Annotated in this window: 14 protein-coding genes; 7 read left to right on the top strand and 7 right to left on the bottom strand. The window is 41.4% G+C overall.

The features are described from left to right. Positions 1–65: 65 nt before the first annotated feature. The gene (gene bioB / locus H6G73_RS10800) at positions 66–1,073 is read right to left on the bottom strand and encodes a biotin synthase BioB (RefSeq protein ID WP_190604188.1); all 1,008 of its coding nucleotides are present in this window, start codon (positions 1,071–1,073) and stop codon (positions 66–68) included. Positions 1,074–1,248: 175 nt separating this feature from the next. Between bioB and rimJ the strand changes: the two genes are divergently transcribed. Then, complete coding sequence (gene rimJ / locus H6G73_RS10795) at positions 1,249–1,836, top strand: ribosomal protein S5-alanine N-acetyltransferase (RefSeq protein WP_190604256.1); 588 nt, start codon at positions 1,249–1,251, stop codon at positions 1,834–1,836. Positions 1,837–1,939: 103 nt separating this feature from the next. Then, the gene (gene hflX, locus H6G73_RS10790) at positions 1,940–3,673 is read left to right on the top strand and encodes a GTPase HflX (protein WP_190604255.1); all 1,734 of its coding nucleotides are present in this window, start codon (positions 1,940–1,942) and stop codon (positions 3,671–3,673) included. Positions 3,674–3,734: 61 nt separating this feature from the next. Here the strand turns inward: hflX and H6G73_RS24790 are convergent, their stop codons facing one another. The 5 genes from H6G73_RS24790 to H6G73_RS10770 all read right to left on the bottom strand — a co-directional run bounded on the left by H6G73_RS24790 (position 3,735) and on the right by H6G73_RS10770 (position 8,740). Beyond that, entirely contained in the window at positions 3,735–3,869 is a 135-nt protein-coding gene (locus H6G73_RS24790; RefSeq protein ID WP_256443801.1) for a hypothetical protein, read from the bottom strand. 279 nt (positions 3,870–4,148) lie between these two features. Next, positions 4,149–5,366, bottom strand: coding sequence for a 1-deoxy-D-xylulose-5-phosphate reductoisomerase (gene dxr / locus H6G73_RS10785; protein ID WP_190604186.1), 1,218 nt, complete (start codon positions 5,364–5,366; stop codon positions 4,149–4,151). Between the two features lie 122 nt (positions 5,367–5,488). Continuing rightward, positions 5,489–6,976, bottom strand: coding sequence for a mannosyltransferase (locus tag H6G73_RS10780; protein WP_190604184.1), 1,488 nt, complete (start codon positions 6,974–6,976; stop codon positions 5,489–5,491). A gap of 140 nt (positions 6,977–7,116) precedes the next feature. Then, positions 7,117–7,293: a twin-arginine translocase TatA/TatE family subunit gene (gene tatA, locus H6G73_RS10775; protein ID WP_190604182.1), complete on the bottom strand. Its 177-nt coding sequence runs from the start codon at positions 7,291–7,293 to the stop codon at positions 7,117–7,119. Between the two features lie 52 nt (positions 7,294–7,345). Continuing rightward, positions 7,346–8,740, bottom strand: a complete 1,395-nt coding sequence (locus tag H6G73_RS10770) for a serine/threonine protein kinase (RefSeq protein ID WP_190604180.1) — start codon at positions 8,738–8,740, stop codon at positions 7,346–7,348. A 203-nt stretch (positions 8,741–8,943) separates the two neighbouring features. Between H6G73_RS10770 and cbiT the strand changes: the two genes are divergently transcribed. Genes cbiT through H6G73_RS10755 form a run of 3 tightly spaced genes read left to right on the top strand, consistent with a single transcriptional unit; the run spans position 8,944 to position 10,698 of the window. Continuing rightward, positions 8,944–9,546, top strand: a complete 603-nt coding sequence (cbiT, locus tag H6G73_RS10765; protein WP_190604178.1) for a precorrin-6Y C5,15-methyltransferase subunit CbiT — start codon at positions 8,944–8,946, stop codon at positions 9,544–9,546. A 29-nt stretch (positions 9,547–9,575) separates the two neighbouring features. Further along, positions 9,576–9,791, top strand: coding sequence for a hypothetical protein (locus H6G73_RS10760; RefSeq protein ID WP_190604176.1), 216 nt, complete (start codon positions 9,576–9,578; stop codon positions 9,789–9,791). Between the two features lie 19 nt (positions 9,792–9,810). After that, a complete protein-coding gene (locus H6G73_RS10755) occupies positions 9,811–10,698 on the top strand; it encodes a phosphatidate cytidylyltransferase (RefSeq protein WP_190604174.1) in 888 nt (295 codons plus the stop codon). Positions 10,699–10,822: 124 nt separating this feature from the next. On the opposite strand, the gene H6G73_RS10750 is transcribed toward H6G73_RS10755, so the two are convergent. Then, a complete protein-coding gene (locus H6G73_RS10750; protein ID WP_190604173.1) occupies positions 10,823–11,536 on the bottom strand; it encodes an LmeA family phospholipid-binding protein in 714 nt (237 codons plus the stop codon). Between the two features lie 135 nt (positions 11,537–11,671). Here H6G73_RS10750 and H6G73_RS10745 point away from each other — a divergent pair, with 135 nt between their 5' ends. Together H6G73_RS10745 and H6G73_RS10740 are read left to right on the top strand one after the other, a co-directional pair. After that, positions 11,672–12,466, top strand: coding sequence for a pseudouridine synthase (locus H6G73_RS10745; protein WP_190604172.1), 795 nt, complete (start codon positions 11,672–11,674; stop codon positions 12,464–12,466). After that, on the top strand, positions 12,463–13,254 hold the full coding sequence (locus H6G73_RS10740; protein WP_190604170.1) for a helix-turn-helix domain-containing protein: 792 nt from the start codon (positions 12,463–12,465) through the stop codon (positions 13,252–13,254). The genes H6G73_RS10745 and H6G73_RS10740 overlap by 4 nt, the downstream gene beginning before the upstream one ends. The last annotated feature ends 76 nt before the right edge of the window (positions 13,255–13,330 follow it).

Genomic DNA, 13,330 nt, shown 5'->3' with positions numbered 1-13,330 from the left:
AGGGTTGAGAGTGTAGTATCCTCCCCATTTCCTCACCTTCCCATCTCCTCACCTCCCCCTCTCCTCTACACAGTTACGGGAGTTGGTACTGCTTGCTGCTTTTGAAATGGTGGACGCATTTCTAAACCCAGCAGATTTAACATTTCTTGGTCGGCATCATAGTCAGGACAGGGTGTGGTGACAGTTAACATCTTGTTATCGTCACTGGAAAAGATGGAGTTAGCCCCTGCCATAAAACAAAAAGCTTGTTCTACTTGGGAAAGTCTGGCCCTACCGGCACTTAAACGGACATCAGAAGTAGGCATAATAATTCTGGCGGTAGCAATCATCCGCACTACTTCCCAAAAGGGTACATCTGGTTGATTTTCCAGGGGTGTACCAGGAACTTGAGAGAGGATGTTGATGGGTACAGACTCAGGATGAGGGTGCAAGTTAGAAAGGGTTTGTAACATACTGATGCGGTCTTGAATACTTTCACCCAAACCTAAAATGCCACCAGAACAGACAGTAACATTAGTTTGACGGACATTTTCAATTGTATTCAAGCGATCGCCATAGGTGCGGGTACTAATAATAGTGCTGTAATATTCCTGGGAAGTATCCAAATTATGGTTATAAGCATATAATCCTGCATCTTCTAGGCGTTTAGCTTGGTCTGCGGTGAGCATTCCCAAAGTGCAGCAAACTTCTAAACCCATACCTGTTACATCCTTCACCATGTCCAGAACTTCCTCAAATTGGGAATTGTTCCGTACTTCTCTCCAAGCTGCACCCATACAAACCCGGCTGACACCTGTGGCTTTGGCTTTTTTAGCAATATCAATGACAGTTTCTTTTTCTAACAGTGCTTCTGGTTTTACCTCTGTTTTATAACGGGAAGATTGGGCACAGTAACTACAATCTTCTGGGCAACCGCCAGTTTTAATGGATATCAGCTTACATACTTGTATTTGTTTTGGGTTGTGATATTGGCGATGTACACTAGCAGCTTGATAAATTAGCTCTAGCAAAGGAGTATTGTAGATGGCCAAAATTTCTGTGTTTTGCCAGTCGTAGCGTATTTCCACCGACATTTCTATCCTTGTTGAAGTCTTTGGGTTTAATGTCCAATCAGTATAGCGTTTAGAATCACGGGAAAATAGATGAGAAGCGAGTGGTAATAGGGAAGATGATTTTCTACCAAGCTTGTATAATGAGGTTTTTCATTTTTTAGCTTGAGTGTTAACTGCCGTACAACCCGACTGGTTTATGAGAAAAGAACCACCACTACTAACAAGCGATCGCCTAGTATTAAAAATTGGGATTCCCGATGATATTCCCCAAATCCTCAAATATTTCATTGATAACAAAGAATATCTCACGCCCTTTTATCCTCTGTGGGCTGACAACTTTTTCACAGAAGAGTATTGGCAATATCACATAGAAAATAATTTTTTAGAATGTGTCAATGAACTATCGCTGAGAATGTTTATTTGCCGGAGGAAAAAGCCCAAAGAAATTATTGGTACGGTAAATTTTACCAACTTTATTCGCGGTGCTGCCCATTTCTGCTATTTAGGATATAGCTTGGCCCAAACGGCTCAAGGTCATGGATATATGACAGAAGCCCTGCAAGTTTCCACCGAATACATGTTTCAAGAACTAAAAATGCACCGAATTATGGCAAATTACATGCCCCACAATCGCCGCAGTGGCAATGTACTCAAAAGATTAGGCTTTGTAGTGGAAGGATATGCCAGAGATTATTTAATGATTAATGGCAAATGGGAAGATCATATTCTCACCAGCCTGATCAATCCCCATTGGCAACCTACAAATACTTACCATTATTATTAAACTGAGGTTTGCATCCTTCAAAAGGTAGACCTGACAACATAATCCCTGTTGTAAAATAGACTATGAAGGATTCGGGGGGCCAGTTTACTGGTCAGAAACGCCTATAGAGACTATCTTCGGCAATCTTCAAGGTTTAAAGAGCAGCCAGCTAAAACAACTCCAGCGGCTGTATCATCAACGCATTCCGGGCGATCGCATCACTACTTCTGAGTTTGCCCAGCGTTTAGCAGCTATCAGTACAGAATTAAATCAACCCGTCTGCGCCTATCTCAACCGCCGTGGGCAAGTCATTCGGGTGGGGGTAGGTACTCCTCGTCAAACCCAAATCCCGCCCCTAGAACTGCCCCGTTACGGTGCTGAAAGGTTGAGTGGCATTCGCTGTATAGCGACTCATTTGAAGTCAGAACCACCCAACGAAGCAGCACTGACGGCCATGGCTTTGCAGAGGTTAGATGTGTTGGTGATGGTAAATATTACTGGTACAGGCTTCACCAGGCGGGGTGGTGGTGCAACTGGGTATGTGAAGGAAGCTTACTTAGCTCATCTTGTCGCCCACACCAAACAACTAGTCTTAACTCAATCTACTGGTATTACTACCACAGACTTTACTTTATACTCTCACATATCCCCACCTCTGAGTTTAGATGCCATATCCGAACAGGATTTCATTGACTTAGTAGAAAATCTAGAAGCAGAATTCAGCCGGGAATATGTTGCCCAAGAGGTAGATGCAGATCATGACCGGGTGGTAATTGTGGGTGTGCATACAGATGATATGACACCAATCCAATTTCAAGACACCATTGCTGAACTAGCAAGGTTAGTTGATACCGCCGGTGGAGAAGTATTACAAACATTACAACAAAAGCGATCGCGCATTCATCCCCAAACCGTTATTGGTGAAGGTAAAGTCCAAGAAGTTGCCCTCACAGCCCAAACCTTGGGCGCTAACCTCATCGTCTTTGACCGCGACCTTTCACCATCCCAAGTCCGCAACCTAGAAGCACAAATAGGTATCCGCGTAGTAGACCGGACAGAAGTGATTCTTGACATCTTTGCCCAACGTGCCCAATCAGGTGCAGGTAAACTACAAGTGGAACTGGCACAGCTAGAATATATGCTGCCACGGCTGACAGGCCGAGGTCGTGCCATGTCCCGACTAGGGGGTGGGATCGGGACGCGAGGCCCTGGGGAAACTAAACTAGAAACAGAACGACGAGCCATTCAACGGCGGATTTCTCGTCTACAACAAGAAGTTAATCAACTACAAGCCCATCGTTCCCGCTTGCGTCAACGGAGACAACATCGGGAAGTTCCCTCAGTGGCCTTGGTAGGATATACCAACGCAGGTAAATCTACCTTATTAAATGCCCTCACCAACTCGGAAGTTTACACCGCTGACCAACTCTTTGCTACCCTAGACCCCACCACTCGTCGCTTAGTCATTCCCCAACCAACTGGTGCGCCCCAGGAAATATTGATCACCGATACAGTGGGATTTATCCATGAATTACCAGCATCCTTAATGGATGCCTTCCGCGCCACCTTGGAAGAAGTGACAGAGGCTGATGCCCTAATACATTTAGTGGATTTATCCCATCCAGCTTGGTTAACTCATATTCGTTCAGTGCGGGATATTCTCGCCCAAATGCCAGTTACCCCTGGCCCAGCCCTAGTGGTGTTTAATAAAATCGATCAGGTCGATAGCCAAAATTTAGCCTTAGCCCAGGAAGAGTTTCCTCTAGCTGTGTTTATCTCTGCTAGTCAGCGTTTGGGTTTAGAAACTCTGCGCCAAAGATTAGGGCAATTAATTGAATATGCTGTAGATTGCAGGTAAGTATTCAATTAATTATTTACCTGATGTTTTTATGCCGCCAGCATGATTGCTGCGGCTTTATTCATTGTATTGTGCGATCGCCTACTTTATACCAATTCGCAGCAACCAACACATTGAGCAAACCCCTCCCCAACCCTCCCCGCAAGCGGGGAGGGTGCACGATAGTGCGGGTGGGGTAATCATCTGTTGCCAACATTGTTCGATTTGGTATTACAGCCGTAGACAAGACATTTAGGACATTAACTACAACTAAAACTTAGACACTCAAAGGCTTTTAGCACTGTCACCCCGCAGGGGTGCGCCAGTCGCTCATGGGGGAAACCCCCAAGACCGCGCTGGCTTACCTGTCACCTGTCACCTGTCCCCTGCTATACAGCCAATCGCACAATTTTTTGCTATGGTTATTTACGCCTGAAGAAACCTTTTCTAGACCTTGAGTTCATCATCTCAAAGTAGATACGACAACTTCCCAGCTTCAAATTGCCGCTTTATCGTAAGTTATTCCCTGGATATGATATGACTGTGCTGCTAACTTTGTAGTCGCAGTCAAAACTTCTTGCCTTGCCCATTGGTCAGCATTCAAGATGTCATCTAACGAGGGATTTTGTCGGTTATCATGTTGATGGCGATCGCACACCCATTCAATACACCGAGCAATATCCAAATAGCCAATTTTCTCTTCTAAAAACAGTGCTACAGCTTGTTCATTGGCAGCATTCAATACCGCAGGCATAGAACCACCAGCCCTACCCGCAGCATATGCCAACCGCATACAAGGATATTTTTGATGGTCTGGTTCCCGGAAAGTTAAACTTCCAGCTTTGACTAAATCCAATCTTTCCCAGTCAGTATAGATGCGCTCTGGCCAAGATAAAGCATAAAGTAAAGGTAAACGCATATCCGGCCAACCCAGTTGAGCTAACACAGAAGTATCTTGCAACTCTATCAGCGAATGAATAATACTTTGGGGATGAATGACAATTTCAATGTCGTCATAATCTAACCCAAATAAAAAGTGAGCCTCAATTACCTCCAGTCCCTTATTCATCAAAGTGGCTGAATCTACAGTAATTTTCCGCCCCATCGACCAATTGGGATGTTTCAGGGCATCTGCCACTGTTACTTCCGGTAACTTTTCCACCGGCCAATCACGGAAAGCACCACCGGAAGCAGTCAGCAATATCTTTCTCAGTCCACCTTGAGGAACACCTTGCAGACATTGGAAAATAGCCGAATGTTCAGAATCAGCTGGTAATAGTTTCACACCATGTTTTTCTACCAAAGGTAGAACCACAGGCCCCCCAGCAATCAAGGTTTCTTTGTTAGCTAAAGCAATATCTTTCCCAGCTTCAATAGCCGCAATAGTAGGAAGTAAACCTGCACAACCAACAATCCCAGTTACCACCGTTTCGGCATCACCATAGCGGGCAACTTCTATCACTCCCGCTTCCCCTGCAAGGATAATAGGTTGTGGATTGAGGTCTTGAATAGCTGCTTTCAGTTCTGCTAACTTTTCTGCCGCAGAGATAGCCACAATTTCGGGGCGAAACTGGCGAATTTGGGCAGCAAACAACTCCACATTTCTGCCAGCCGCTAAACCAACTACCCGAAACTGATCTGGGTACTGAGAAACGATATCTAAAGTCTGAGTACCGATGGAACCAGTAGAACCAACAAGAGTAATAGCTTTCACAATGTTTTAATAATTAACAGATACATTTAACTATAAATTGCTTAGGACTCGGAAGAAACACAGGGTATGGAGGATAGAGAATAGAAATAACAGAGAATAAGCCAGGTTTCTATCAGTGGTTGTTAATTTCCCGATTGTTTCAGAACATAATTAATATCACGGTTAGGAATCATATCACAGGCACCAGGGCGCTGATAAACACAAGTTCCCTGCCAACATTGCTGCAATTGATAGTTTTGGTATGGGGGTGGGAGAGGACGATTAGCGATAACGTAGTTAAATCCTGTGTTTAGTTGTTCAAAATCTCCATCTTTTTCCACAGGAAATATGGGTACATCATGATGAAGATAAGTGTACCCTCCCGATAAAGCCCAATTTACCCCCCAAAGCCCAAGACCGCATACATTTTTGTCGTGACTTAAACTCTGAAATGCTAACAAATTTTCAGATACAGCAGTCCAGTGTGTGGCTTGTAAATTAGTGCCAAAGGTGGAAAAGTTTAAAGGTGCATAGAGATTAAATCGGCTAGCAAGAGCAACAGAACTAGAAGTCCAAAGACAAAAACTGAGTAAGACTGCAATTGCTATTTTTCTCAGTGATAACCACTTGGGCAACCAATTGATCACTAACTCTGCTGTTCCTAATCCAGCTAATATCATCAGCATAGGAATTGCTGGATAAATAAAGCGATATTCTTTATGTGCTAGTAGACTGTGAGAGAGAATAATGATGAAAGCCAGCCATCCTAAAATTGGACTGCGACGACTACCTATCACCACCAAAATCATCATGGGGAAAAATAACCAAGACCAACTTTTGAGGAGAAAAACAACATATTCATACCAGGGCGAAACTCCATAAAGTTTGCTCCTACCCTCAACCAAATTTACCCAAATATTTAACCAAAAGGATTGAAAGGGATAAGTCCAGGTAAAGGCATCAACTGTACCAAAGATGAGGAATACGCCTGTAATTCCTGCTAACATTGGTAGCCAATACCGCCACTTGGTTTTACAAATATACACTAATGCCAAGGCTATACAGGGCAGTAAATGAATGCGTAAAGCTAGAGCAATTCCTAACAAACATCCAGCTAAAAACAATCGCTGTCGAGATGGGGAATATTTAGGTTGATAGCTTAAATAAAGACCTGGTAACAGGAAATGAGTAGCAACAACTTCAGTAAAAGCTTTGGGAGAAAAGTAAATTAACTCAAACCAAATCATGGAAATACTGGCACAAATAACAGCAGTTATCCTGCCACCGATGTTATTTCCCCAGAGAAAAGCTATGACGACAAGACTGAGAGAGATAAGTGATAAAAAAACATTGATTCCTGTTACGTACCCGGTCGAGCCTTCTCCCAGCCAAGCAGTGAGACCCATGACGACTGCTAAAATTCCTGGGAATACCCATGAGCGAATTCCGTCTCTAAACTCCCAGGTGACTATACCATGACCAAAAGCGAGTCGGTGGGCAGGTTCTTGAGTTTGAAAAATTTCATCTGCCCAAAACATATTCGGAAATTTCAGGGCAGTCACAACACGTATGATTAATGATAATAAAAGTATGATAGTTAAAAAAATATCTACTTGAAATCGGCGATTCATTCCCAAAAAATACATTCCTTATTTATTTGTTGCTAAAATATTAAGTTCTCTTGTCATTATTCAGAGAAAAACCATTTAAGGTGGTGATTATTAAAAATAGGAAAAATATTTCCCTATATTATTAATGATTAGCTGATTAATTAAAATTTTTCTTCTTCCTCTAAATTATGGTCTTCATTTGTTTTTTTGATGCCCTCTTGAAAATTTCTCAAACTTTTTCCTAATACTCCTCCCAATTCAGGGATTTTTTTAGGTCCAAAAATTAACAGGGCAACTACAGCAATTATTACAACTTCTGGCCATCCTAGTCCGAACATAAATATCCTTTACCATTAGTAAATTAGCAATTTGTCAAAATTTACCACAAATTTATTCTCTAGTAATTGGTATACCTAGCCAAGTGCTTAATTCATAAGCCAACCATTCTAGTTCTGTTTCTGATTTCAGCAAGCCAGTGTTTACATCCAGTTCAAATTTTTCCACTCCTACCAAAATAGTTAATTTTCCTGGTATTTGAGTTCTTTCACCATCATAGTTTTTAGCCAAGTAGGTGGGAATATAAATTATCTTGGTGATACTTTCTCTAGGTGATAAACGAGAACGGTGAGTTTGAAATCGCCCGATATTTTGTCTCAGGGCAATTTGTTGATGGTCTATCCGCAAACTAATGGTGCCAAATAAGCCCAATAATATTTTGTATACCATCGACAGGCCAGCACCCCAGAAAGGCAGTGAAAATAGAGCAAAAGGAATATTTACGGGGAAAGGCGCAAATAGTACACCAATTGTCCAAAATAAGATGAATGAATTCCAAGCTGTGGCAAATAAAGCCAAAAATATGATTGAGGGTTGAAAACCAACTGGAGGAATAACGATTTTCAGGAAGTTGTTGTTTTTAGTCAGTTCTATTTTGCTGCCATAGGGTTTTTTTACAGTTATGACTGGACTATGAACTAAGTTTGGCTGTTGTAAGGCGTTTAATGCTTCTGTGGCTGAACTTAAACGCCGATCTAAACTTGGTTCGGTCATTAACTGCAACCAGTGAGTAAAACTAGGACTCAGAGGTGTGGATGGTTGAAACTGAATCCGAAAGTCTATTTGGGGTAGGTCAGCAGGGTGAATGCCTGTGACTAGATAAATCAGAGTTGCACCTAAACTAAACAGGTCGGAAGCAGGTGTAGTACGTCCACCAAATTGTTCAGGTGGCATATAGCCGTAAGTACCCACAACGGTTCTGGTTCCTCCTTCTGCTGCCAAGATGGTTTGGACTGAACCAAAATCGACCAGATACACTTGACCCACACTATTGTCGGATTTTTCTGCTAACAAAATATTGCTAGGCTTGATGTCACGGTGGATAACGGGTGGGTTGAGACTTTGCAGATAAATGAGAATTTCTAAGACGGCTTGAGCGATCGCTTTGACTTCGGCTTCTGTAAAAGTCCTGCCACTGTGTAAGTATTGTTCTAAGGTAGAGGCAGGAATATAAGTCTGGACGAGGGCAAATCCTCTGTAGGTAGGGGAATTCACCTCAAAATAGTCTAAATAACGAGGAATGAAAGGATGAGACAAAGATTGTAAGATTGCTGCTTCTCGTTCAAACAGCTTGAGATCATCCCATTCAAAGTCGTTGCCAAAGGAAACCAGCTTCACAATTACTAATTCATTTGTATTAATATCTCGTGCTAAGAGTGTTTTTCTACCAGCTTTTTTACTTAATTGCTGTTGAACTTCGTAGCGATTTCCTAAGATTTCCCTATTCATGATATTTACTTATAGGGTTATGTTGCTAAATTTTCTTATTGCCGTTCGGTATTTTACGTTAGTTCACATTATAAATTGTAGACAGTAGATGGCTTCTTTTGTAGCACAGGAGTGAATAAAGACGAGTGAACCGTCTACTCAATATTTAGCGTTCATGACTACTCCACTCTAGATGATGGTTAATATTTAAATTTTAATTGCTTATGCCTTCTCAACTTTGGCCTTATGTTACCCCTGGTATTCCTGATGAATTATTTGAGTATTTGCCAGGTATTCCGATGAGTCAACGAGAATTAAGGTTGTTGTTGATTACCCAACTGCGCCTCAAATCTGATTCGGTGCTGTGGGATATTGGGGCGGGAACGGGTACAATCCCTGTGGAGGTTGGTTTGCTATGTCCACAGGGCAAAGTAATCGCAGTAGAACGAGATGAAGATGTGGCTAGCTTAATCAAGCGTAACTGCGATCGCTTTGAGGTGAAAAATGTGGAAGTGATTGAAGGTAGTGCCCCTGATTGTCTAGAACAGATTCAATTAGCACCCCACCGTGTTTGTATTGAAGGCGGAAGACCCATTCAGGATATATTGCAAGCAGTATGGCAGTATTTACCTCCATCCGGTCGAGTTGTGGCTACAGCTGCTAATCTAGAAAGTCTGTATGCTATTTCTCAGTGCTTTTCTCTGTTAAGAGCGAGAAATATTGAAGTGGTGCAATCAGCAGTTAATCGCTTAGAAACACGGGGCTACTCCCAAAGCTTTGTGGCCACTGATCCCATTTTTATTCTCAGTGGTGAGAAACTAGATTAAACAATTAAAAATTAAAAATCAAATTAAAAATGATAGTTTGGGCATGGGGTAGAGAAAAGACGGACAGACAGGGAATGGAGTGTGATTTCTCTCCTTTGCTGTTGTGTGGTTTGACCAGGGTGACTTTTGCTTGGGAACTGGATCAAAAGTTCTCAACCCCAGGAGAAGCTGGCTACTGTTACTCTAAAATTCAGCCCCCAGCTAGACTGTGGCTGCATATCCTCATTTTTAATTTAGCTTTTTAATTGTTAATTGCTTACTGCTATGCCTTGGTCTCGAATTATTAGTGGAATTATTGCGATCGCTCTAGCACTGTTTTCAACCATACTCGGTGGTTGGTACTTTACCGTCATGATCGCGATCGTGGTTTTTTTAGGTCAACAGGAATATTTTAATTTGGTGCGGACTAGAGGCATAGCCCCTGCTGCCAAAACTACCATATTTGTGAGTGTCATTTTACTAGTGATTTGTACTATCAATGGTGATTTAGCTGACGCGATTATGCCAGTTGGTGGTACATTTATCTGTTTTTATTTACTTTTTCAACCTCAATTTGCCACCATCGCGGATATTTCTGCGTCAATTATGGGGTTGTTTTATGTAGGTTATTTACCTAGTTATTGGGTACGTTTACGGGCAATTGATCAGACAGTAATTAGTAATATTCCCTTGAGTGGCTATTGGCCTCCTGCATGGCAAAACTTTTTAACTGCGGATAATATCGCTGCCTTACCAATGGGTTTTAAAGCTACTGTTTTGACTTTATTGTGTATTTGGGCAGCTGATATTGGTGCTTATATTATTGGCAAATTTTTTGGTAAAACCCGTCTATCTGACATTAGCCCGAAAAAAACTGTAGAAGGGGCAGTCTTTGGCATCACTGCTAGTGTTGTTGTCGCTGTTGCCGGGGCTTACTATATTCATTTACCTCTCTCATCAATTACTGGTGTGACATTGGGTTTACTTATCGGTATTGCCAGTCTGCTGGGCGATCTCACAGAATCCATGTTGAAACGAGATGCAGGTGTCAAAGATTCAGGACAATTAATACCTGGACACGGTGGTATTTTAGATCGGACAGATAGTTATATTTTTACTGCCCCTTTAGTCTATTATTTCGTAACTCTACTCTTGCCCTTATTCAAACTTTAGGGGTATTAGCAGAATTGACATCCCCTCTATCCCCAAAAAATTGACATTTTCATGAATATATTTGCCTTTAGGAATATAATTTAAAAATAAGCAATTAGCATATTGGATTTTAAATTTTTAATGTTTATGGGTTGATGTTAATCTGCCCACAACAGACAAGCTTGCCGGGGATCAGCGTAAGTTCTTGGATATCCACATCTGTACCCAGATCAAAATCTGTACCAGAATTGCTTTCCCAGAGTAATTGTTGATTTTGGTAGATTTCTACAGGAGCAAGTCGTAATTCCTGCCCATTCAATAGTTGTAACCCTAAACACATATTCAGGGATGTGGATTCAGAATCAGATGTTGGGATAGCAGCCAATATCAGTTTATGATGTTCAAGGGTAATTTTTTGCCAACTCATTGGCTTGGATTTTGAGCAGTATTCTGGTAAAAGTTTAACCAGTACATCATTTAAAGCTGTAGATAATAATGCCGATGATAGGGAAAGATTGAGGTCCTCTTCTTCAACAATAAGTTGAGCCATAATCGGTACTATTTCTAGTAATGTGAGTGGTTTCCCTTTCAGTATCGAGCCAATGTTTACACGTATATTTTCCGCTTGAATTTGAATTTCTGTAATATGGAGACCTTGATAAACTGCATGATTAGCAACAATAGATACCTCAGGAATGGAACCAGAGAGCAGTTGGCGATCGCTCGCTTTAATTTCTACTTCCAGGTGAGATACTTGACTTAATTGTGTTCTTAGCCAGAGCTTGATAGCTTCTGTCAGAACTTGCGTGATGATACGTATTTTTCTGTTATTTGTTACTAAGGAACTTTTTTCTGACATGTAACAACTCTAGTCCAAGCTCAATAAAGCAAAACATTTAAACAAGTCTTAAATGTAACATTTATGGCTATTAACTACAATTACCAAAGAATAATGAGCTAATTAACTATTAGAAAACACAAACAGTATTTTTACATGGAGGAAAGGTTACAAAAGATTATTTCTCAATGGGGTATTGCCTCACGTCGTGAAGCAGAGGAGATGATCAGGCAATCACGAGTGCAGGTAAATGGGGTATTGGCACATTTAGGGCAAAAGGTTGATCCCCAACAAGACCAAATATTGATTGATGGTCAATCTGTAACTAACAACCAACGTCCAGATTTAATTTATCTGTTGCTATATAAACCCAAAGGAGTTGTTTCTACTTGCTATGATCCCCAAGGCAGACCTACTGTTTTAGACTTACTACCTCAAGAATTGCGCGATGGTTCCGGTATTCACCCCGTTGGTCGTTTAGACGCAGAGTCTACAGGTGCATTAATCTTGACCAATGATGGAGAACTAACGTTTGGTCTGACCCACCCACGCCATAGTGTATCTAAGACATATGATGTTGTAGTGAAAGGACATCCGCCAGAGGCGGTATTACAAATTTGGCGTAGAGGAGTAGTCCTCGAAGGTAGAAAAACTAGAACAGCCGAAGTGCGCTTAATAGAAAAATGTACAGACCGCAGTCGTTTGGAAATAATTCTGCAAGAGGGTAGGAACCGTCAAATTCGTCGTGTGGCTGAACAGCTAGGATATCCAGTCATCAAGTTGCACCGCACAGCTATAGGATCAATTCACTTAAACAAACCACAAACTCCATGTTTACAAGCAGGTAATTATCGCCATTTGAGCCAAAATGAAATTCTTTTTTTAAAAAACCACATACACCAAAAACCTATTAAACACAAAGCTGAGTTAAGGAGTGAACAAAAAAAATGAAGTGGTTCAAAAGGAAAGTCCAAGTGCAGACCAAACCTTCTATTGAGGAACAACAAAAAGAACTTTTAGCAAAAATCGGCACTCAATTACAATCCTGGCGGCAAGAGCAAGCAGTATCCTTAGATGAATTAGTATTATTAACTAGAATTCCTCGTCGTTTATTACAGGCGATTGAGGAAGGTAATTTAGCAGATTTACCAGAACCAATCTATATTCAAGGCTTAATTAGACAATTTGCTGATGCTTTAGGGATGAAGGGGGCAGAACTAGCTAGCAGTTTTCCCCTTGGTGCTCCCACTGTCAGCGGAGAAAATAAGTTGAAGGTGAAAAATATTGCTCAATTACGTCCACTACATCTTTACTTACTCTATATTTTCCTGATTTTTTGCTCTGTTAATGGTTTATCTCAGTTGTTAAATAGGTCTGCACTACAGGCTAACAATAGTCAAAGTGAATTAAATTCACAACAGTTATCCAATAACAACAATGAGTCTTTTGCAGACAGAGATTTATCAGATGTAACTAGCAAAACAGCGGAAAAAGCCGTACAGATTGGTGTAACTCTGAAAGCATCTTCTTGGATTCGCGTGATTGCTGATGGTCAAACTCAATTTGAAGGAGTTTTGCCAGAGGGCACACACCGGACTTGGAAGGCCCAAGAGCAACTAACAGTGAAAACTGATAATGCCGGTGGTGTGTTGATGAGTGTCAATCAGCAAAAAGCTAGAGAAATGGGCAAACCTGGTCAGGTAGAAGAAGTGAAGATTGCGGCTAAACCACAGTCATAGTTTGAGAAATCACTTTTCTCATCACAAAGGACAGAAGACAGGAAGAAAAATATTCTTTTCTGTCACCTGTCACCTA

It is taken from the genome of Richelia sinica FACHB-800, from assembly GCF_014698825.1.
GTDB lineage: Bacteria > Cyanobacteriota > Cyanobacteriia > Cyanobacteriales > Nostocaceae > FACHB-800.
Note: the sequence above shows the minus strand (reverse complement) of the source record. Positions and strands in the feature narration are given on the sequence as shown.

Bases quoted from the DNA above. Each gene is read 5' to 3' on its own strand.
- bioB (WP_190604188.1), bottom strand. From the start codon at position 1,073: ATGTCGGTGGAAATACGCTACGACTGGCAAAACACAGAAATTTTGGCC.
- rimJ (WP_190604256.1), top strand. From the start codon at position 1,249: ATGAGAAAAGAACCACCACTACTAACAAGCGATCGCCTAGTATTAAAA.
- H6G73_RS24790 (WP_256443801.1), bottom strand. From the start codon at position 3,869: ATGTTGGCAACAGATGATTACCCCACCCGCACTATCGTGCACCCTCCC.
- H6G73_RS10780 (WP_190604184.1), bottom strand. From the start codon at position 6,976: ATGAATCGCCGATTTCAAGTAGATATTTTTTTAACTATCATACTTTTA.
- tatA (WP_190604182.1), bottom strand. From the start codon at position 7,293: ATGTTCGGACTAGGATGGCCAGAAGTTGTAATAATTGCTGTAGTTGCC.
- H6G73_RS10770 (WP_190604180.1), bottom strand. From the start codon at position 8,740: ATGAATAGGGAAATCTTAGGAAATCGCTACGAAGTTCAACAGCAATTA.
- cbiT (WP_190604178.1), top strand. From the start codon at position 8,944: ATGCCTTCTCAACTTTGGCCTTATGTTACCCCTGGTATTCCTGATGAA.
- H6G73_RS10760 (WP_190604176.1), top strand. From the start codon at position 9,576: ATGATAGTTTGGGCATGGGGTAGAGAAAAGACGGACAGACAGGGAATG.
- H6G73_RS10755 (WP_190604174.1), top strand. From the start codon at position 9,811: ATGCCTTGGTCTCGAATTATTAGTGGAATTATTGCGATCGCTCTAGCA.
- H6G73_RS10750 (WP_190604173.1), bottom strand. From the start codon at position 11,536: ATGTCAGAAAAAAGTTCCTTAGTAACAAATAACAGAAAAATACGTATC.
- H6G73_RS10745 (WP_190604172.1), top strand. From the start codon at position 11,672: ATGGAGGAAAGGTTACAAAAGATTATTTCTCAATGGGGTATTGCCTCA.
- H6G73_RS10740 (WP_190604170.1), top strand. From the start codon at position 12,463: ATGAAGTGGTTCAAAAGGAAAGTCCAAGTGCAGACCAAACCTTCTATT.